A 21,663-nucleotide genomic window follows, 5' to 3' on the forward strand; every position below is an offset into this window, starting at 1 on the left:
CATCAAAACACCACGATAAAACACCCGTTTTCCTCAAAACCCCCAGCAAAAACGGGCCCCACCACGCCTCACAAATACCAGGGAATATTCACCACCACAATTCTCTGATTTCCCTTCACCAGCAGCAGCAGCTTCAGCAACTGAACCCGCTGATTATGCAGCGCATTCTCCCACCAGTGTCGCACCACCAGCTCCGGCAGCAGCACCGCCACCTTCCGCCCCGGATTCTTCTCCTCAAGCTCCAGAATGTAGTCCATCAGCGGATTGATGATGAACCGGTACGACGACGGAATCGTCACCAACTCCGGAACCTGCAGCCCTTCCTTCGTAATCGGCCCCTTCACAAAGTCGTCCCATATCTCATCCAGGCTGCCCTCCTCATCATCCGAGTGGACATGCACCACCTTGATCTCCTTCGATAGCAGCAACCCAAACCGCATCGCCTTCTCTGTAATGCGATCCCATCGTGCCATCGGAATCACCACAATCGGCTCCTGCAGATTCACCAGATTCAGCGGCGTCATATCCGCCATCTCTCGCTTCACCCGCGAGTAGTGCCGCTTTACCACCCACATGATCCCGATCAGGAAGGGCACCAGCAACGCTGTCACCCAGGCCCCTGCAGCAAACTTAGCGAGCAGCACCACGATCGTTGTAATCCCCGTGGCAACCGCGCCAAAGCCATTCACAAACGCGTGCCACAGACGTCCCGTATGCTTCTCCATCTTCAACCAGTGCACCACCATTCCGGCCTGCGAAAGGGTAAACGCGAGAAACGCACCAATCGCATACAGCGGAATCAACCGATCCGTCACGCCACCGAACAGAATCAGAATCACTGCAGTGAATCCAGTAAGCGCATAGATACCGTGCGAGTACAGCAGGCGCCGCCCGCGCAGAATGAACACATGCGGCAGATAGTCCCGTATCGCAATCGCTCGCGCCAGCCGGGGAAAATCGGCAAACGCCGTATTCGCGCTCAGCGACAGCGCCACAAAAACACTCCCCATTGTCAGGAAGTAGAACCAACCCTTACCGAAGACCGCTCGCACCAAAATGCTCAATACGCTTTGGTACTGATTTGCATTCGGCTCCATCGCGGTAATTCCGTACGCTCTCGACAGCCACGCGATTCCAAACAGCAACACAATCAGGATCGCGATAATAATCGTCAGTGCACTCTGTGCCTTCTTCGCGCGCGGCTCGCCAAACGCCATCACGCCATTCGACACAGCCTCAACACCCGTCATCGCCGCGCATCCACTCGCAAAGGTCTTCATCAGCAACCAGATTCCGAGATACTTCACAGTAGCTGGAAGAGCGGTCGGCGGAGCCATGACAGCCATCGGATGGCCACCACTTGTGATCGTCCGGTAAACACCTACGCCGATTACAACCAGCAGCGTACCGACGAATAAGAACGTTGGTGCCATAAACGCCGCACCGGTGTCCTTCACCCCACGCATGTTCACAATCGCAAGTACCGCCAGAATAACCAAACAGAGAGCCAGCGTATGTGGTGCCAGCCTCGCATCCGCCGAGGTCAATGCCGTCACACCAGCCGAAATCCCCACCGCCGCGGTTAGAATGTAGTCGATCATCAGCGCCGCGGCAGCCAGTAGCCCCGCACCATCGCCCAGGTTTTCGCTCGCCACCGTGTACGAGCCGCCGCCACTTGGATAAGCCGCGATCGTCTGCCGGTAGCTGAAGAACACGATAACCAGCAAGATCAAAATCGCCGAAATCACCGGCACAATGTAGTGCGCCCCTGCCAAGCCTAGTGGAATCAGCAGCGTCATCGCCGCCTCAGGTCCGTACGCCGCGCTCGTCAGCGCATCCAGCCCGAAGATGGGTATTCCGGCCGCGACGCCGATATGCTCGGCCCGCTCTTCACTCGTAGCTAAGGGTTTACCAATAATTGAATCAGTTAATGACATACGATTTAGATCGTACCTCGACCGTCAACTGAACCCACCTTTTCTCTGCATTTAATCTTCAGCACGTCCCAAAAAATCGTAAAGATTCCATAAACTCTCCGCGACGCGAAAAGTCGCGCACGCAAAATAACCATCTACCTATAATTGACTTGAAACAAATATCAGGAGAATCCATGTCCACTGCTGCCCTCTACGACATTCCCGTTAGCAAAATCACCGGCGAAGGCACCTCGCTCGCCGAACATCGCGGTAAGGTCCTCCTCGTCGTCAACGTAGCCTCCAAATGCGGCCTCACCCCCCAGTACGACGCTCTCGAGAAGCTCTACACCCGCTTCCAGAACTCCGGATTCGTCGTCTGCGGCTTTCCTGCCAACGACTTCGGCGCTCAGGAGCCAGGCTCCAACGAAGACATCCAGACCTTCTGCCGCTCCACCTTCGGCGTCAACTTCCCCATGTTCTCGAAGATCACCGTCACTGGCCCCGACACCCACCCCCTCTACCAGTCCCTCATCGCCGCCGAACCCAAAGCCACAAGCCCCAGCCGCGACGGCTTCCGCGAAAAGCTCAACGGCTTCCTCCAGCAGCACGGCACCACCACCAATCCCGAACCCGGCATCCTCTGGAACTTCGAAAAGTTCCTCATCGGCCGCGATGGACGAGTCGTAGCCCGCTTCTCCCCGGAAGTCCTGCCCGACGACCCCGCCGTCGTCGCAGCCATCGAATCCGCCCTCAACTCCTAACGTGTCCACCGGGCGCAGACTGATCCCTAAAGTCAGTCTGCGTCCTTTCTTCTACTCGTTCGTCCTATCTAATATCTAAAAATCTTCAGTTGCTCTGAGAGGAACGCACCGTTCATGATCAGCCGTACCGCTGTACTTCCCTTGGCCCTGCTCGCCTTGGCCACCCCCAGCCTTTTGCAAGCACAAAAGACCCCAATCCAGATCACTGCCGACCTCTCCGAAGCTCCCCGCAAGGTCTACCACGCCGAAGTTGACATCCCCGTCCAGCCCGGCCCCGTCTCTCTCACCACTCCCAAGTGGATCCCAGGCAACCACCGCCCCACCGGCCCAGTCGACGACATCACCGGAGTCGTCTTCACCGCCAACGGCAAGGTCCTCCCCTGGCGTCGCGACGATGAAGACCTCTACGAGTTCCACGTAACCGTCCCCGAGGGCGTCACCACCCTCCACGCTCACCTCGACTGCATCGTCACCGCCCGCGTCAGCGACAAGCTCGCCGTCCTCGAATGGGAAAAGCTCCTCCTCTACCCGGCGAACACACCAGTCAAAGACATCGCAATCCAACCCTCCGTCAAAGTCCCCGCAGGCTGGGGCATCGGAACCGCACTCACTCCCACCGACGGCTACGATCCACAAAACCCCAAGGGCGGCCTGACCCACTACGCCCCCACCACCGTCGAACAGCTCGAGGACTCCCCCGTCATCACCGGCCAGTACTTCCACGAGTTCGCCCTCGCACCCGAGATCACCCCGAAGCACTACATCGACGTCGTCTCTGACTCACCCGAAGACTCCAAGCTGCGCCCCGCTCTCCTCGTCGAGCTCAACAACCTCGTCCGCGAGACTGGTGCGGCCTATGACTCCCGCCACTACAACGTCTACCACTTCCTCCTCACTCTATCTGACGTGGCCGGCGGCGAAGGCCTCGAGCATGGCCAGTCCTCCGACAACGGTGTCGGCGAAAAGGGCTTCTCGGACGCCGACCACCAGCTTCCCGAGGCCGACCTGCTCTCCCACGAGTTCACCCACTCCTGGAACGGCAAATATCGTCGCCCCTTCAACCTCTATCAGGACGACTTCGAGAAGATGCAGCAGGGTTCGCTCCTCTGGGTCTACGAAGGCATGACGCACTACCTCGGCAACGTCCTCGCCGCCCGCTCCGGCCTCAAGTCACAGGAGCAGTATCGCGAGATGCTCGCTCTCTCAGCCGCACAGCTTGATTACAAGCCCGGCCGTGACTGGCGCAGCACCGAAGACACCGCCATCGCTGCCAGCATCCTCCGCGGAGGCAACCCCGCCTGGTCCAACTGGAAGCGTGGCCAGGACTACTACCAGGAGGGCGAGCTCTTCTGGCTCGACGCCGACACCCTCATCCGCGAAAAGACCAACAACAAAAAGTCTCTCACCGACTTCCTTCACATCTTCCTCGGCAAACGCGGCAACACCGGCCCACTCATCGTCACCTACAACCGTGACGAGCTCATCGCCGACCTCAACCAGGTCATGCCGTATGACTGGGCGACCTTCATCCACGAACGCATCGACAACCTGAACACCCGCGCCGACCTCGCCGGCATCGAGCGTGGCGGCTACAAGCTCGTTTACACCGATAAGCCCTCGAAGTCCGAGCGCACCGTCGCCACCACCTACGCACGCTATGGCATTGGCACCAATGCGTGGTATTCCCTTGGCCTCCGAGTCAATAAAGAAGGCAACATCACCGACGTCCGTTGGAATGGCCCTGCCGACAAGGCGAAACTCTTCCCCGGCGAAAAGATCGTCGCTATCAACGGGAACGTCTTCTCCAACGACACACTCAAGGCAGCAGTCAAGGAAGCAAAAGGAACCTCAGAGCCCATCCACTTCATCCTGCAGCACGACGCCTTCGTCACTACCGCCGACGTTGACTACCATGACGGCCCACGCTACCCCACCCTCGTCCGCGTAGAAGGCACCCCCGCCTACCTCGACGACATCACCAAACCCCTCACCAAACCCGAACCCATCCCAGCCGAAAAGAAAACGGACGGAAGCAGCGAACCCGAATAGCACGCACGTCGCAAAAGCCACGGCGTGGAGTACTTGACTCCACGCCGTAGCTTTTTAACTCAGTCCACCAACCAGGACTACAGGCTAGCGATATTCAGGTTTCCATCCGAGGTATGAATGCTTAACGGAACTCCGCCAGCGTTCAGATGCCCGTGAAGATGGTGCCCTCCGGAATCAGCGCTGTTGTAGTTGTCTGTCGTTATCGGAAGTATGCAGTTGATTCGTCCATCATGCGACGAAATATCAAGATCGGCAGCGAGATTCCTAGGCACCACGACCGACACACTGCCATCGGAGCTCTCAATACTTGATGCGGCAGTCAACTGCGAACCCGCCGCAAGCACAAAGTCGAGACCTCCATCACTGGTATGCAGATTGACAGCAGTGAACTGGCCGTCAACCTTCATGTGCCCATCGGAGCCCCTCGCGTCGATCGTGCCGCTGGCGTTGTGGACGGTCACATTTCCATCAGAAGTGGTCAGCCGCAACTCTCCATGAACATCCTCGAGCGAAACTCTACCGTCGCTGGAATGCACCTTCAGGTTGCCGGTCAAACCCGCCACTGACAAATTCCCATCCGACGTTCTCGCATCAAGCTCCAGATTTGCCGGAGTCTCTATGCTGACCTGCGTAGCATCCTTCTCTGTCCAATGAATAACTACGCCCACATGCGGCTTTTCTTTCAACGAGAAAAAGACATGATTGCCTTCCTGACGCTCTTCGAGCACATATCGGCTCAGGTCTCTCCCCGAATGCACACGGACCTGAATTGCCTTGCACTCGCCACAGGAGTGAATAGTTAGTTGGCTATCGCCACTTTGAACGGTGAGTGAAGCGGCACCCCCAAGCGGATAATCCTTCTGCCACTCATGCTCATTGTTCTGGCCAAAAGAAGAGGACGCTGCAGCAGCAAGCAACGCTACCGCCAACACTGGAGCAAGGCCCGTAGACCGGGCAGACGTAAGACGCATGGAGTTTCTCCTACAGCACCTGTACGCCAAACCTTACAATCTTGTTCCCAGCCACACTAAATAGAGCGTTTCCGCTAAAATTTGCCAGCTCACCCGCAATAGGGCGCCCCCTTCGACCAGAAATTCCTCCGTGAAGGTATATTTTGAGATATCACATATATCACCACCCGGGAGCCGCTCTTGATGCCGACCTCAGTAACCCGACTGACCCGCAACCTTACCCACCTCATTCTTCTCGCTGCTCTCTCGACGATCGCCGCCCACTCCCAGCCCGCTCCCACCAAGTGGCCAACTCAGGACGGCACCTACATCATCAAGAACTTCCACTTCGGCACCGGCGAAACCATCCCTGAGTTGAAGCTCCACTACCTCACCCTCGGCCAGCCGCACCGCGACGCCGCCGGCCACACCGACAACGCAATCCTCCTCCTCCACGGCACCGGCGGCGACGCCCACTCGCTCCTCAACCCCGTCTTCTCCGACGTCCTCTTCGGTCCCGGCCAACCCTTCGACATCACAAAGTACTTCATCATCCTCCCGGACGACATCGGCCACGGTGAATCATCCAAGCCATCCGACGGTCTCCACATGCACTTCCCCCAATACGACTACGACGACATGGTCGCCTCACAGCACGCCATGCTCACCGATGGCCTCCACGTCGACCATCTCCGTCTCATCCTCGGCACCTCCATGGGCTGCATGCAATCCTTCGTCTGGGGCGAGACCTTCCCTCAATTTTCCGACGCACTCGCGCCCTTCGCCTGCCTCCCCGTCGAACTCGCAGGCCGCAATCGCATGTGGCGCTACATGGCCATCGAGTCCATCAAGCACGACCCGGCATGGAACAACGGCGAATACACCACCGAACCCGCCGAAGGCCTTCGCGGCGCCAACGACCTCATCATCATCGCAGGCGGCGCTCCCCTCCAACTCCAGAAAAATTTCCCCACCCGCGTCCAGGCCGAAGCCTTCATCGACCGCGCCATCGCCGCCGACATCGCCCACACTGACGCCAACAACTTCCTTTACTACGTCAACGCCTCGCGCAACTACAACCCAGCGCCAAAGCTGGCGACGATCACCGCGCCGGTCCTCTGGATCAACTCCGCAGACGACTTCATCAACCCACCTGAACTAGGCATCGCCGAAAAGATGGTCACGAAGATGCCGAACGCAAAGTTCATCCTCATCCCCATCTCCGACGCCACCCGCGGCCACGGCACCCACACCCAGGCCACCGTATGGAAGCAATACCTCATAGACTTCCTTGCCCAAACCGAGAAGAAATAAAGAAACAGATTGGGTTACAAATCCAACAACGAAAATAACGAACCGGGCAAAAAAGTAAGAAGGTAGAAAAGAAAAGGAACAAAGACGGGTGGCCCATCCTTTGCAGTCTCATCGCAAAGGGTGGGTTATTCGCGCTAGGCGCGAACCGCCCTCCTTACCCAGGCACACATCGAAAAGAGCGCCTACCGCCCAGCTCCCCTGTAGTTCTGCGCATAGCTGTCGCGAGGCAGCCATCCTTCGCCCTTCGCCTTCCTCACCAGCGCAAATGCCTCATCCCGGCTCATCGCCCCGCCAACGACCACCAGATAAGGCGCATGCCCATTCGGCGTAAACACCTCGGGCTTTAGCTGTGGATGCTTCGCCGCAACACTAGCCACCTTCTGCTGCGCCTGCGCCTCACGGCTATACGTATACGCAACCACTCGCCACTGCCCGCGAGCATCGCCCGCAGTCTTCGTCTCCGAAGCCGTAGGAACACTCGCCGGAGCCGCGGCAGCAGGCGCTGCTTCAGGCGCGGGCATAGCAGGAGCCTGCGCTGTCGAATCAGCAGCGCTCGGAGCAGCCGCATCACTCCCCTGCGCAACCGCCGGAGGAGCAGCCGTCTGCTGCACCGCTCCGTTCGACTTCGCCGCTCTGCCATGCACAAAAAACCACACCACCAACAGCAGCAACATCGCGCCAACGCCGATGACCAGCCGCTTCATTTCAATACCTCGCGGCTCACCATCCACCTCATCCACCGGAACAGGAACGCTTCGTGCAACCACCGACTGCGCCTCAGGCACAGGAGCAAGAGGACGCGAAACCTCAACCTTTGGCATCGCAACGGAGGCACGCACAACCGGCGGCACCTCTCCACTCATATTGAGCGCTGCTGCAATCTCCGGCAGCCGCCACTCCCCGCTCATCCCCTTGCGAACGATCTCATCGAACGGAGCCTGCAGCGGAAGCTCGCGCTCTGCCTCCTCCAGTGTCTTGTGCTGCGTCAACGCCTGCAGAAACACAACGGAGAGGTCGTACACATCCCATCGCTTCAGCTCACTTCCTTCATCGCCTTCAGGAGTCTCCCGGATGCAGTCGCTCCGCAGTTTGATCTCCTCGCCCACCGCCAGCACATTTGCCGGCTCGATATGCTCATGCACAAAGCCGTTCGAATGCAGCGCTCCAATCGCCGACACCAGACTCGTGGCAACCTGTTTGGTCTCGACTACACTCAGCCGCCGCTCCGCCAGAATCTCTCCCAGGTTCGCCTCCACCGGCTCCATCACCGCATAAACCAGCGACGTCTCGTCCACCGTGACCTGTCCAAAGCTCTTCAGCTTGATGAGATTCGCATGGTCCAGCGCCTGAACACCACGCCACCGCGCCAGAATCTCGTCATCATCGAAGTGCGATTCGATCAACCGTATAACGGTCGGGATGCCAGTCCCATTCGAGGTCGAAAAAAACGCGCTCCTACCTTCGGGACGTATCAGCTTGGTGAGCCGAAAGGCCCCATCGATCGTTCTACCTTCGTATTCGGTCCAAAGTTCCATCGTTCGCATCCATTCTTAGAATTTCGAACCGAGGAAGAAACGCCGCAGACGGCAAACCCAACAAGCAATCACATAAGGCGCTTCCGCACTGCCAGCGCGTCTCAATCACGACCTATTATCCTTCATTGCTCCGCACGTCTCAATGTGGACATATCGAACAACTGGCAAATAGAGCAACTAACTTCCCGCCGGAATCACCAGGTACTGCTCGAACTTGCCGTCAGGCTCCTCGTAAGTGGTTACCCGCACCTGCTTACCAGCAAAACCAACATTGAAAACCCGGAAGGTCATGCCACCCCGCTGCTCCTCGGCCACCTGCTTGAAACTCGTCGGTGCTCCCAGCGGCTTCAAACTTGTTGAAAAGTCCTGCACCGCCTCGGCCGTGAAGTACGCATCGCAAAATGCCGTCAACTGCGAACGGTCGATCTTACCCTCCTGCAGTCCGGAAAAAATCTTCAGCGCCTGCTCTTCCGCAGCCGCCGAGTTCGTGCCCCCGCCAGCTCCACTCAGCAGCACCGACTCGACCTTCCGCGCCAGCGCTCCCGCAGCGCTCGAAGCATCTTCATTCGTCAACACTGTCACTGCAACCTTGTCATCGGGAAACACCACATTCTGCGACACGAACCCCGACACCTCGCCGCTGTGCGACACCACACGATGCCCATCCTGTTCCCCAACAAACACACCCAACCCATAGTGCGTCCCACTGCCATCCTTCAGCTTCACCTCACGAAACATCTCGTCATACGAAGCTGGCGCGAGCAGTGCCCGGTTCATCAAACTGATATTCCACAGCGCCAGGTCGCTCGCAGGCATCGCCAGCTCACCCGCGGCAAACATCCACCCCGTACCCTCCTGCGGTGCAGGACGCAGCGGCCCCAAAGCATGCTGGTAATAACCAGTCGGATCGCTCTCCGGTAACCGGCTCGCATCCGAATTCAAAACTCCAGTCATCTTCAACGGCCGAAAGATCCGCTCCTGCAACTGCTCGATCAGCGGCTTCCCAGCCACAATCTCAGCGATCCGCCCCGCAATCACATAGTTTGTATTGGAGTACTGCCACTTCGTCCCCGGCTCGAAGTCCAGCGCCTTCTTCCCCCACACATCAAGAATCTGCTGCGGATTCGTCGGCTTCATCATCGACGTCATCACGTAGTCCTCAGGCCAGAAGTCCTGATACCCCGACGTCATCGACAGAACCTGCCGCACCGTCACCTCATTCGCCCGCGTCAACTCCGGCAGATACTTCCCCACCGGATCATCCAGCTTCAGCTTGCCATCCTGCACCAGCAGCAGAATCAACGCCGCCGTGAATTGCTTGCTGACCGACCCGATCGAGTACTGCATCCCCGGCTCCGCCAGCATTACCGGCTCCAGCCGAGCCTTGCCATACGCCTTCACGAACGCGATCTTCCCACCCTGCACCACCGCGACCGACGCACTCGGAACTCCCGTAGCCGTCATCACCGAAGCAGCTGCAGCATCAATCTGACCGACAGTAGCCGCGGGCAGCGAACTCTGCGCAGCCACCGTACCTACGATCACAAAACCCAACCCAAAAACAGCCGCCGCCCGTTCTCTGAAATTCATCATGAGCGAAAGACTACCAGCGCATCCAGCGATAGGCCACCACTCAAACCGAACAGCACAATCCATGACATAGAAACCCTCGAACATAATTCACGCGCACTCTCGATGAACCGCTACAATCCTCATCAACGAATCGCGGGCCCCTTCAAAAACAGAAAAACGTTCCCATCCGAGGAGAGATCATGTCAGGTACGTTCGAGATCAAGAAGGCGAAGGACGGCGAGTTTTACTTCCATCTAAAGGCCAGCAACGGACAGATTATTCTGGCCAGCGAGATGTACGTCGCAAAGTCCTCAGCCGAAAACGGCATCGAGTCGGTCAAGAAAAACGCTACAACCGACAGCAGCTACGAGCGCAAAGACACCAAAAACGGTCAGTATATGTTTAACCTCAAGGCCACCAACCATCAGGTCATCGGCACCAGTGAAACCTATACCTCCACCACCGCCCGCGACGCCGGAATCGAGTCCGTCAAAACCAACGCGCCCCAAGCCGCAACCCACGATCTAACCGCCTGATTCACGATCAGCTTCATCTGTGATCGATACTCCGCGGCCCAGCTCGTTCTCACGCCTCATCGCGCCCACGACAACCCCCATCGTTGTGACGCACCTGCTCATTTGCTACCCTTGCCTTCATGCGCCTTCGCCAGCTCTCGCTCGCCTTCCTGCTCTCCTCCGCCGCGCTCTTCGCACAGTCCTTCACTCCCGTCCGCGAGCAGAAGAACCTCTCCCCCGCAGCCATCGCCAAGCTGCACACCCTTGAGACCCTCAACGCTCTCCCCGCGGGCAAATGGCGCTTCCACGCAGGCGACATCCCCCACGGCGAGTCCGTCTCCCTCGACGACTCATCCTGGACCCTCGTCGAACCCAAATCAAAAGCGCCCCACGAAGCCGCTTGGTATCGCCGCACCATCGAAGTCCCCAAGACCCTCAACGGCTACGACATCACCGGAGCCCGCATCTGGTTTCAATTCCGCTCCAACGCCAACGGCGCAGTCCCCGAGATCATCTACTTCAACGGCAAGCGCGTCGCCCTCGGCGAAGACCTCGAGCCCATCGTCCTCTTCGAACCCGCGAAGCCCGGCGACAAGGTCGTCGTAGCGGTCAAGCTCCTCAACACCGTCGACGACAAAACCTTCTCCGGCGTCGATCTCCGCATCGAACCAGACACCTCCGCATCCGGCCCTACCGCACGTCCCTCACCCGACGACATCCGCGTCCAGTGCATCACCGCCGCCAACCTCCTCCCCGTTCTCCCCACACCACGCAAAGACCTCCTCCCCAAAGTAGAAGAAGCCGTGGCCGCAATCGATACCAACGCCCTCGCCGCTGGCGACCAATCCGCCTTCGGCAAATCCCTCGTCAAAGCGCAGGAGATCCTCACCACCCTCCACCCTGTCCTCGCTGAAGCAAAAATCGACCTGGCCGGAAACTCCCACATCGACGCCGCGTGGCTCTGGCCAAAGAGCGAAACCATCGACGTCGTCAAGCGCACCTTCACCACCGCGCTCCAACTCATGAACGAGTACCCCGACTACACCTTCTCCCAATCCGCCGCCCAGTACACCGAGTGGATGGCCGAAAAGTATCCCGCCCTCAACGAGCAGATCAAGCAGCGCGTCAAAGAGGGCCGCTGGGAGATCGTCGGCGGCATGTGGGTCGAGCCTGACCTCAACCTCCCCGACGGCGAGTCGCAGGTCCGCCAACTCCTCATCGGCCAGCGCGTCTTCCACGACCAGTACGGTGTCGTCGCACGCATCGGCTGGAACCCAGACTCCTTCGGCTACAACTGGCAGACCCCCCAGATCTACAAGCGCTCCGGCCTCGACTACTTCGTCACGCAGAAGATGCACTGGAACGACACTAATCAGCTACCCTTCCGCCTCTTCTGGTGGGAATCGCCCGACGGCAGCAAAGTCCTCACCTACTTCCCCACCGACTACGTCCACGACAACGTCAACCCCACCCGCATCTCCGCCGACTTCGCCGAATCCGCCGATCGCAACCCCGGCACCACCGAGATGCTCGACCTCTACGGCATCGGCGACCACGGCGGCGGCCCCACACGCGCCATGCTCGACCAGGCCGACCACTGGATCGCAGCCGGAAAACAAGACGCCGTCCCAACGATGCGCTATCACACAGCGCAAAGCTACTTCACCAGCGTAGAGAAAAACCTCAACCCCACATCCCCCACATGGAACTACGACAGCATCGCGAAAGGCTATACCGCACCACCAGCCGCGAACGGCGCGCTAGGCATCCCCACCTGGAAGGACGAGCTCTACTTCGAGTACCATCGCGGCGTCTACACCACGCAAGCCGCGCATAAACGCAACATGCGCACCAGCGAAGTCGCCACCCTCGACGCAGAAAAGCTAGCCTCTCTCGCCTGGCTCAACGGCAAGCCCTATCCCAACGCCGAGCTCACCGAAAGCTGGAAGAAAATTACCTTCAACGGCTTCCACGACCTCGCCGCAGGCTCCGGCATCGCCATCATCTACAAAGACGCCCAGCGTGAATTCACCGAAGTCTTCAACTCCGACACACTCATCACCAACGCCGCTCGCCAGACACTCGCAGACCAGATCGACACCGCAAAACAGCCGGGCGTCCCCGTTCTCGTCACGAACACGCTTGCATGGCCACGCAAAGAGACGATTCAGATCAACGTCCAAACGCCCGAAGCCGGTGAACTCACACTCACCGATGACGCCGGCAACAAAGTCCCCTACGAAGATCTGAACGAAGGAACACATCCTCGAGAGCACACCGTTCTCGCCACGGTCGATGTCCCCGCGCTCGGTTACACCGTCCTCCATGCAACTGCCTCGTCGTCACCCCAGCAGGCGCGCGGATACGAAAACGCCCCCGCCAACCTGACTCTAGCCAACGACAAACTCAAAGTAACCATCGATCCGAAGACGGGCTGCATCACCCAGATCTCCGATCCGGGCATGGCCAACAACTACCTCGCCCCCAACTCCTGCGGCAACCAGCTTCAAGCCTTCGCCGACACGCCAAAGCAGTACGACGCATGGAACATCGATCCCGGCACCCTCGATAAAGCCCCCACGATCCTCGACCACGTCGACTCCATCCACGTCGTCCGGTATAGCACCCTCCGCAAAACCATCCTCATCTCTCGCCACTGGCAAAACTCCACCTTCACCCAGAGCATCTCCCTAGACGCAGGAGCCGACCACGTCGACATCACCAACGACATCGACTGGCACGAATCCCACGTCCTCCTGAAAGCTGCATTCCCGCTAGCCGTATCGAGCGGCAAAGCCACCTACGAAATTCCCTACGGCTCCATCGAGCGCCCCACCACCCGCAACAACTCCTGGGAGAAAGCCCAGTTCGAAGTCCCCGCTATGCGCTGGGCCGATCTCGGCGACGACAAACAAGGTGTCTCCATCCTCAACGACTCCAAGTACGGTTACGACGCCGCAGGCAACACCCTCCGCATCACCCTCCTCCGCTCCCCTACCTGGCCTGACGCCGAAGCCGACCGCGGCCACCAGCACTTTGTCTACTCCATCTACCCGCACACCGGCACCTGGAAGCAAGCCCAGACCGTCCGCCGCGGCTACGAGCTAAACGACCCACTCAAAGCCACCCAAGTCTTCGCTCACACCGGAACCCTCCCCGCGCAGTCGTCATGGGCCGAGGTCGAAAACCCCAACGTAACCCTCACCGCCATCAAAAAAGCCGAAGACTCCGACGCCCTCGTCTTCCGCATGTACGAGTGGGCCGGCACCCCTACCGAGGTCAAGCTCCACATCCCCCACGGCGCCACCTACGCCGTCGAATCCAACATGATGGAGAAACCCGAAGGCGACCATCTCACCTTGACCGGCGACGTAGTCACCGTCCCCATCAAGCCCTACGAGATCCTCACCCTCCAGGCCATCTACCCAACCCCCACCGCAAAATAGTAGCCCCGGCCTGCATTCCGTCACTGGAGCGCAGGCCGCACCACCCACTGCCGAACGCCATCACCAGCCGCCACGCTACAACCAACCGTCACGCCACAACCCAACCGTATTGTTAGGGGCACGGCTTCAGCCGTGCCATCCATCCCAGCCACAAACGGGGCTTTAGCCCCTGAGGTACCAATGGCTATCCCGCCCCGAACCTCCCGCCCCGGCACCTACTTCATCACCAGCGCAACCCACAACCGCCGCCGTCTCTTCCAAGTCGACCGCCACGCCAAGCTCCTCCTCGAAACCCTCCAACACTACCGAACCGAAGGACACTACAAACTCCACGCATTCGTCGTCATGCCCGATCACATCCACCTCCTCATCACGCCACAAGCCATCACCCTCGAGCGCGCCGTAGGACTAATCAAAGGAGGCTTCTCCCACCGCCTCTCCTCAAGCCAACCGGTCTGGCAACGAGGCTTCACCGACCACCGCATCCGCGACCGAACCGAATTCGAAGTCCGCCGAACTTACATCCACCAGAATCCTGTCCGCGCCAACCTCACCTCTAGCGCCGAAGTCTATCCGTGGTCCTCCGCCACGACCCCAAACTGATCCAGGAACCCTGTCAAGCCCCAACATCGACAAAACCCGCTCCAATCCAGCAGATTTGCGTGGCGTATTAGTTCTATCCAAGCTGCTATACTCAATAAAGAGTGAGAAAAGCCCCGAATATCGGGGCTTTCCGTGCGTTATACGCATAAGTCATCTCGAATGACATATTTGCCTATAAGTCATTTAGAAAGACATTTTTACAGGCAGCAAAAATCGTAAGCTGTTGCATAAAAGCAGCTTAGACATACCCACCCCGGGGGGCACCCCCGATAGCGAACATCACCAATGACCACCGAGCCCAACAACACGATCGCGGTAGCAATGTCCGGAGGAGTCGACTCCTCCGCCGTCGCCGCCCTCCTGCGCTCTCAGGGTCACGAACTCGTCGGCCTGACCCTCCAGCTCTGGAACCAGCGCCGCCTCGCCGGGCACGAAGGCATGCCCGAAGCAGTCCAGGGCCGCTGCTGCTCCATCGACGACGTCTATGACGCACGCCACGTAGCCGAGCAGCTCGACATCCCCTACTACGTCGTCAACCAGCAGGAGCGCTTCGAAGCCGACGTAGTCAAGCCCTTCGTCAGCGAGTACCTCGCAGGCCGCACCCCCATCCCCTGCACCCTCTGCAACAACCACCTCAAGTTCGACCAGCTCCTCACCACCGCCCGCCAGATCGGCGCAGACCGCATCGCCACCGGGCACTATGCGCGAAATCATTTTGACCAGGCCAGACAGCGCTGGATCCTCTCCCGCCCCGAAGACAAGTCGAAGGACCAGACCTACTTCCTCTTCGGCCTGACGCAGGAACAGCTAAGCCGCACGATGTTTCCGCTGGGCGAGATGCATAAGCCAGCCGTCCGCCAGATGGCCGCAGACGCCGGCCTCGCCGTCGCCCAGAAGTCCGACTCGCAGGAGATCTGCTTCATCCCCGGCGGCGACTACAACACCTTCCTCAAGGCCTACCTGGACGAACAGGGCGAAGACCTCCCCAACACCGCAGGCGAACTCGTCACCACCACCGGCGAAGTCATCGGCCACCACGAGGGCATCCAAAGCTTCACCGTCGGTCAGCGCAAGGGGCTAGGCATCACCAGCCCCAATCCGCTCTACGTCCTCGCCATCCACCCCGACTCGCACCAGGTCACCGTAGGCTCCGACGAAGATCTCCTCGCCCGCGACCTCTTCGCTAATCGCCTCAACTGGATCTCCATCCCCGAGCTAACCGAACCCATCCGCGTCAGCATCAAGATCCGCCATCGCCACACCCCGGCCATGGCCACCCTCACCAGCGTCGACGCCGAAACCGTCCACGCCCTCTTCGACGAGCCCCAACGCGCGATCACCCCCGGCCAATCCGCCGTCTTCTACCAGGAAGACGAGGTAGTCGGAGGCGGCTGGATCACCTAAAAGAAATTCGAAGTTGGAGCTATTGATGTTGTCATTCTGAGCGAAGCGAAGAACCCCCGCATTCGTCAGGAGTGGCCAACGCGTTCTTTGAAAATAACGAGATTCCGCCAACGGTTCACACTGACACGCGTTCACACTGACACGCCGAACGGTAAAGTCAGAAAAGTGGAACTACCACCCCGGATCCGAATCGCGCCGACCATTCGACCGGCCGCTACCAGCACCCTTGACCCGGCCCACCAGCACATCCAGCCCCGCCTTCACCCCATTGATGATGCCCGAGACCTCGCGCAGCGGAACTTTGATCCCTCGCTGAATCGTCTCAGCAACATCGGTGGTCGTATTCAGAGCAGAAGTCACGATCCCATCGACCCGTGCCGCCTGCGCCCGCGTCTTCGCATTCAAATCGCTAGCAGTTACGTCAAACTCCTGCGCTTTCGAACGAATCACATGGCTCGTCTCGACGAAGTTCTCCGTGATGATCTTGACCTTCGGAGCGTTGTCCTGAATGAAGTTATGTGTGTTGTCCATAATTGGCATCAGCTTCAGGCGAACCTCTTCCACAATCTCAAGTCCGCGCTTTCTCGCCTTCGCCGCGCCAACAGCCATCGCGATCAACCCAATCGCCTGCACGATCAGCGCAACCGCGACCATTCCAACGAAGACCATCAGCAGCCTTGAGTTCCCCGACGAAAGCGAGTCCGGGTCTTGCAACCACATTGCCGACATCATGATCCGCATCGCTTCCATAGGTTCTCTCGACCTCTCAAAGTAGTAAGACAACAATCATAAGGCCCGGCCACCAGACGAGGTCGACCGGGCCAGCCTAACAGAACCAACTTACGAGTGAGATTCGCCAGTTGAGCCTGTCGTGGACGCGTATGCATCCTTACCTGCGTTAACGGCTGCAGAAACCTTATCCTGCTGCTCCTGCACAAGCCCTTTGCCCTTCTCAACGTACTGAGCCCACTGAGTTCGTCCGCGGTCATAATACTCCTTGCCACGGTCTACATACTCACTCACCTGTTGCTTACCCTGCGCGGCCAGCACGTTCGCGCGGTCTTGAGCCTGCTGTGCGAGAACTGCGGCCTTGTCCCTTGCATCCAATGCACTGGCGACTAGGTCTTCCCGCGTCTCTTTTCCAGCCTTCGGCGCATACAAGACTCCAACCAGGGCTCCAACTCCCAGACCCGCAAGAAACCAGCCCAGTCCGCTAACTCCATTATCGTTGTCGATATCTGACATGCTCATTCTCCTCTTCGAATTTACAAGTTTGCGGAATCTGCTTCCTCCGCTTTTATAACTCAACTCAGAAACTTCTGTTATTCGGATACCTTAGTGAAACGCCGCGCAACCTGTTCAGAACGCTCCAACCCGCCGTTCGGAAACGATATCTACCTAACCGTCCTTAGGTGGATGCCCCGTTTTGAGATTAGGTTGCGCGTCTCAAGTCTAACGTCATCCCAATGTGTAGCCTTCCACCGTTCCTGCTGTATCACCTTTGCCGATATTCTCCGTCAGACGAGTTGAGGGAGTTGAACTCGACATCTCAATGAACCTTGAAGCTGAATGGTTGCATCGGATAGCAGCCTGGTGATTTACAGTGATCGAAGTGTAAAGCATTCGACGCAATAAGGGGATTTCATGTACGACGTCAATAAACATCTGTCCGCTCCGCACGCTTTTCTGCTCGCCACCACCATGGCTTTGATCGTCGGCCTGGCTGGCTGCAAGAGCACGGCGCCTGCGGCTCCGATCGATGACGCCAGCCTGACCACGGCGCTACAGAGCCGTATCGCCAGCGATGGCGCCCTCCATACAGAATCCATTCAGTCTTCCGTCCAGGCCGGTATCGCCACCCTCACCGGCAACGTCAGCAGCGAAGCCGCCCGTTCCCTGGCCGCCGCCAATGCTTCACAGGTCTTGGGCATCAAGACGGTCGTCAATAATCTGATTGTTCAAGCACCAGCGCCCCCGGTCACTGCCGCAGTCGCTCTCCCACCGCCGTCAGTACCGGTCATTCCAAAGAAGCCTCTAATACTTAAACCGAAGTCAGCACCAGTTCCGGCGCCGGTCGTCCGCGAAGCCCCGCCCGCTGAAATCCCGGCTACCCAAGTTGCGGTAGCTCCACCGCCTCCGCAGGAGCTTCCGCCTCCACCGCCACCACCGCCACCGCCGCCTGCCTTCCAAAACATTACTCTTACGCCCAGCACTATCATTCCGATTCGCATCACCCAAACCCTCGATAGTGCCACAACACAACAGGGTGACACCTTTACCGGGACTGTTGCGGCAGACATTGTCATCGACAATCTTGTCGTCATCCGTCAGGGCACACCTGTCTCCGGCCGGGTCTCAGCAGTTCAGGAAGCCGCTCACTACAAAGGGAGCTCTCTTCTTACTGTTGAACTCACCAGTATCAACCGCCGCGGTGAAAGAATCGCGATTACGACTGATCCTTACAGCGTGGAGGGCAAGGGCCGCGGAAAAAACACAGCAGAAAAGGTCGGCGGTGGTGCTGCTGTCGGCGCTATCCTCGGCGGCATTCTCGGTGGAGGTAAAGGAGCGGCCATTGGAGCCGCTGCCGGGGGAGGCGTCGGAGCCGGCGCCAACACCATCACCCGCGGAGAACAAGTTCAGATTCCCTCCGAAAGCCTCGTCCGTTTCCAACTCACCAACACTCTCTCCCTTAAGGTGCCAACCCAAAACACTGAGAGCACATCGACCAATCCTGATCTGCAACAGCGGCCCGCAGATCAGCCACCACAGTAGTCATAAATTCGCGTCTAATGAAGAGTGGCGGATCGCATCGATCTGCCACTCGTTTCGATCTCCACGACGTAGCATTACATGCAGGAGTAAACTAAGCCGCAGCAGTCCGGCGAGCCGGTCGGAACACTGCCTCTAACCAAAAATCACCTTCGAGGTGCGTCTTGACGAAGGCATCGATAGACTCCGAGTTCTCCCTATCGCGCGAATCTCAAGCGGGTCCAACCATCTCTGCGGAGCCCGATTCTACTGTTGCATCGCGTCCACTGGGATATCTCACCTTCACTCTTCACGCCCATCTCCCCTACGTGATCAACCATGGCACATGGCCTCATGGGATGGAATGGCTGCACGAAGCCGCTGCTGAAACCTACCTGCCACTCCTCCGCGTTCTTAAAAGCCTGGAACGCGACAACATCCGCTTCAACTGCAATCTCAATCTCTCGCCGATCCTTCTCGAACAACTCTCCCACCCCGTCTTCATTGCAGAGTTCCCCAACTACCTCTCGCGCAAAATCGTAGCCGCGCGCGAGGACGAGGCCTTCTTCCTTCAGTCTGGGGACGTCCACCTCGCCGAAACTGCCCGCTATTGGCAGCGTTTCTTCTCGCAGGCTCTCGACGACTTCAATCATTTCGACCGAAACATCATCTCCGGTTTCCGCCACTTCAACGACATTGGTCTGATCGACATCATTACCTGCGGAGCCACGCACGGATATATGCCACTCCTGGGCACCGATGAGAGCGTCCGCGCCCAGATCCGCACCGCCGTTGACACTCATATTCGCCATATCGGCAAACCTCCCCGCGGCATATGGGCTCCCGAGTGTGGCTACCGCCCCGCCGGTCATTGGAATTATCCCGTCCCCAACGCCGACGGAGCCCCCGTAGCGCCTGGCTTTAATCGCATCGGTGTAGAACAAGCGCTCTCAGAGTCAGGTCTGGAGTTCTTCTTCGTCGACACCCACCTTGTAGAGGAGTCGAAGCGAATACCCTCGCCCTACGAACTGCAAAAGGGAGAACTACCGCCAGATCCCAACACCGAGCGAATGACCCGCGAGCCGCATCGCTCTCTCTATCAGCCCTACTTCGTCGACGGTCCTTACAACGCATCCGCGGGCAAAGCGCACCCCACGACGATCTTCCCCCGCGACCCTCGCACCGGAGTCCAGGTCTGGTCTGGCGACACCGGCTACCCCGGCGACGGCGTCTATCTCGACTTCCACAAAAAACGCTGGCCGGGCGGTCACCGCTATTGGCGCGTCACTGGCCCCAGGGTCGACATGGGGGACAAGCAACCCTACTACCCACAAGAAGCAGCCGAGCGCACCAAAGCCCACGCCGCCCACTTCGTCCATCTCGTCCACGAAGCTCTCAAGTCAGGCTTCAACGATACCGTCCCCCCTATTCTGTGCTCGCCCTTCGACGCCGAGCTCTTCGGCCATTGGTGGTTCGAGGGCCCTCTCTGGCTCGAAGCGATTGCTCGCACCCTCCACGACTACAACACCGGTCTCCAGCTCATCAGTTGCGCAGACTATCTCGACCAGCACCCGCGAGCCGGATTCATCGCTATGGAAGAGGGTTCATGGGGTGCAGAAGGCACCAATCAAGTCTGGATGAATCCCGAGACCAGTTGGACCTACACCCACATCTACACCGCGGAGTTATATACGCGCGATGTTTGCACCAACGGCCTCTGGGAGACCTCTCCCGTTGGCAAGCGCATTCTCCAGCAGCTATGCCGTGAGCTCTTACTCCTCGAATCCTCCGACTGGCAATTCCTCATCACTACCGGCGCCGCTCGGGACTACGCCGAGATCCGCTTCCTCACCCACAACGATCAGTTCAATGAGGTAAAAGCCATCTGGCAAAACTTCGAATCAACCGGCACTCTCACCAAAGCGGATGAGACGCGCCTGTCCGAGATAGAACTTCGTGACAGCGTATTCCCGGACATCGATCCCGGCCTCTGGGTTGCCGGAGCCAAACAGACGCGCGCCGAAGTTCCTGTCGCCGCCAACGCCTGATCTAATGTTTTTGAGATCGCCCGGATCTCGTCTGAGGTTGCCGCAAAGCTCTTCAACATCTTCCGACTAGTGTCGGCCAAACACCGTCTTCAGAAGTGGAGTCACCTGTGCCGCCGGATTCGTTCGAATCTTCGCTTCTTCCTGGCCCATCATCGTAAACATCCCATCGACACTCTTCTCCAACACGTAGCCGTTGATATCAATCGTCGGCGTCTTCGTGAACGGCATCTGTGGCGCAGATCCCATCAAAGCCTCGAACTTCTCGGAGACGCCCGTCTTCTCCATCTCGCGTTCGATGATCGGTCGAAAAGCCTGTGACACCTGCGCCGAGGTCGTTCGTTTGAAGTATTCAGTCCCGGCCGTGTTGCCACCCATCACGATCTGCCTTGCGTCGTCGAAGCTCATCGCTTTGAGCGCATCCATAAAAATCGACTTCGCAGCAGGCGCAGCAGCTTCGGCCGCCGCGTTCATGCTGTGCTCGAACTCATCCACCTTCGCGCCTGCACCCATGGCCCGTAGACCTTTTTCTACCGTTCGAAGCTTCTCCGGCATGGCAATCCGTATCAGAGAGTTGTTCTCAAAACCTCCCGCCTTGCCTGTCTCAGCAACCGACGAAGTGACGCACTGGCTCAGCGCCTCTTTCAGCCCACCAGAAGCCTGCGCGTTTGTAATCGAAGGGGTATCGTCTATGTACCCGATTCCAGCCGCGAGACTCGCGGGACTAATGATGGCCGCCAGAAAGACTACTTCGCACATATAACGCATTTGCATGACGCTCACGTTACTCCCTTCAGGTGAATTC

General features: G+C 58.6%; 16 protein-coding genes. 9 read left to right on the forward strand and 7 right to left on the reverse strand.

Going from position 1 to position 21,663, the window contains the following annotated elements; genetic code table 11:
* Positions 1 to 68 precede the first annotated feature (68 nt).
* Complete coding sequence (locus tag RBB82_RS03845; RefSeq protein ID WP_433973799.1) at positions 69 to 1,937, reverse strand: APC family permease; 1,869 nt, start codon at positions 1,935 to 1,937, stop codon at positions 69 to 71.
* A 173-nt stretch (positions 1,938 to 2,110) separates the two neighbouring features.
* On the opposite strand from RBB82_RS03845, the gene RBB82_RS03850 reads away from it, so the two are divergent.
* Together RBB82_RS03850 and RBB82_RS03855 are read left to right on the forward strand one after the other, a co-directional pair.
* Positions 2,111 to 2,677: a glutathione peroxidase gene (locus RBB82_RS03850; RefSeq protein ID WP_433973800.1), complete on the forward strand. Its 567-nt coding sequence runs from the start codon at positions 2,111 to 2,113 to the stop codon at positions 2,675 to 2,677.
* A 114-nt stretch (positions 2,678 to 2,791) separates the two neighbouring features.
* Positions 2,792 to 4,726 (forward strand): PDZ domain-containing protein, encoded by a 1,935-nt coding sequence (locus RBB82_RS03855; protein WP_433973801.1) that lies wholly within the window; start codon positions 2,792 to 2,794, stop codon positions 4,724 to 4,726.
* Positions 4,727 to 4,803: 77 nt separating this feature from the next.
* Here RBB82_RS03855 and RBB82_RS03860 read toward each other — a convergent pair whose 3' ends face one another.
* Positions 4,804 to 5,697, reverse strand: a complete 894-nt coding sequence (locus tag RBB82_RS03860; RefSeq protein ID WP_433973802.1) for a DUF4097 family beta strand repeat-containing protein — start codon at positions 5,695 to 5,697, stop codon at positions 4,804 to 4,806.
* A gap of 183 nt (positions 5,698 to 5,880) precedes the next feature.
* Here RBB82_RS03860 and RBB82_RS03865 point away from each other — a divergent pair, with 183 nt between their 5' ends.
* Positions 5,881 to 6,990, forward strand: coding sequence for an alpha/beta fold hydrolase (locus RBB82_RS03865; RefSeq protein WP_433973803.1), 1,110 nt, complete (start codon positions 5,881 to 5,883; stop codon positions 6,988 to 6,990).
* A gap of 182 nt (positions 6,991 to 7,172) precedes the next feature.
* On the opposite strand, the gene RBB82_RS03870 is transcribed toward RBB82_RS03865, so the two are convergent.
* A complete protein-coding gene (locus RBB82_RS03870) occupies positions 7,173 to 8,525 on the reverse strand; it encodes an SPOR domain-containing protein (protein ID WP_433973804.1) in 1,353 nt (450 codons plus the stop codon).
* Positions 8,526 to 8,702: 177 nt separating this feature from the next.
* Entirely contained in the window at positions 8,703 to 10,118 is a 1,416-nt protein-coding gene (locus RBB82_RS03875; protein ID WP_433973805.1) for a serine hydrolase domain-containing protein, read from the reverse strand.
* 179 nt (positions 10,119 to 10,297) lie between these two features.
* Between RBB82_RS03875 and RBB82_RS03880 the strand changes: the two genes are divergently transcribed.
* The 4 genes from RBB82_RS03880 to mnmA all read left to right on the forward strand — a co-directional run bounded on the left by RBB82_RS03880 (position 10,298) and on the right by mnmA (position 16,065).
* On the forward strand, positions 10,298 to 10,633 hold the full coding sequence (locus tag RBB82_RS03880) for a YegP family protein (protein ID WP_433973806.1): 336 nt from the start codon (positions 10,298 to 10,300) through the stop codon (positions 10,631 to 10,633).
* Between the two features lie 119 nt (positions 10,634 to 10,752).
* Positions 10,753 to 14,058 (forward strand): glycoside hydrolase family 38 C-terminal domain-containing protein, encoded by a 3,306-nt coding sequence (locus RBB82_RS03885; protein ID WP_433973807.1) that lies wholly within the window; start codon positions 10,753 to 10,755, stop codon positions 14,056 to 14,058.
* 180 nt (positions 14,059 to 14,238) lie between these two features.
* The gene (locus RBB82_RS03890; protein WP_433973808.1) at positions 14,239 to 14,661 is read left to right on the forward strand and encodes an REP-associated tyrosine transposase; all 423 of its coding nucleotides are present in this window, start codon (positions 14,239 to 14,241) and stop codon (positions 14,659 to 14,661) included.
* A gap of 285 nt (positions 14,662 to 14,946) precedes the next feature.
* Positions 14,947 to 16,065, forward strand: a complete 1,119-nt coding sequence (mnmA, locus tag RBB82_RS03895; protein ID WP_433973809.1) for a tRNA 2-thiouridine(34) synthase MnmA — start codon at positions 14,947 to 14,949, stop codon at positions 16,063 to 16,065.
* A gap of 171 nt (positions 16,066 to 16,236) precedes the next feature.
* Here the strand turns inward: mnmA and RBB82_RS03900 are convergent, their stop codons facing one another.
* Together RBB82_RS03900 and RBB82_RS03905 are read right to left on the reverse strand one after the other, a co-directional pair.
* A complete protein-coding gene (locus RBB82_RS03900; RefSeq protein WP_433973810.1) occupies positions 16,237 to 16,815 on the reverse strand; it encodes a hypothetical protein in 579 nt (192 codons plus the stop codon).
* 90 nt (positions 16,816 to 16,905) lie between these two features.
* Positions 16,906 to 17,310, reverse strand: a complete 405-nt coding sequence (locus RBB82_RS03905; RefSeq protein WP_433973811.1) for a YtxH domain-containing protein — start codon at positions 17,308 to 17,310, stop codon at positions 16,906 to 16,908.
* A gap of 399 nt (positions 17,311 to 17,709) precedes the next feature.
* Between RBB82_RS03905 and RBB82_RS03910 the strand changes: the two genes are divergently transcribed.
* Positions 17,710 to 18,837: a BON domain-containing protein gene (locus tag RBB82_RS03910; RefSeq protein ID WP_433973812.1), complete on the forward strand. Its 1,128-nt coding sequence runs from the start codon at positions 17,710 to 17,712 to the stop codon at positions 18,835 to 18,837.
* Positions 18,838 to 18,998: 161 nt separating this feature from the next.
* Positions 18,999 to 20,861, forward strand: a complete 1,863-nt coding sequence (locus RBB82_RS03915; protein ID WP_433973813.1) for a glycoside hydrolase family 57 protein — start codon at positions 18,999 to 19,001, stop codon at positions 20,859 to 20,861.
* A 66-nt stretch (positions 20,862 to 20,927) separates the two neighbouring features.
* Here RBB82_RS03915 and RBB82_RS03920 read toward each other — a convergent pair whose 3' ends face one another.
* Positions 20,928 to 21,632, reverse strand: coding sequence for a DUF4197 domain-containing protein (locus RBB82_RS03920; protein ID WP_433975333.1), 705 nt, complete (start codon positions 21,630 to 21,632; stop codon positions 20,928 to 20,930).
* Positions 21,633 to 21,663 lie beyond the last annotated feature (31 nt).

The sequence above is a fragment of the Tunturiibacter lichenicola genome (assembly GCF_051013355.1).
Classification (GTDB): Bacteria; Acidobacteriota; Terriglobia; order Terriglobales; family Acidobacteriaceae; genus Edaphobacter; species Edaphobacter lichenicola_F.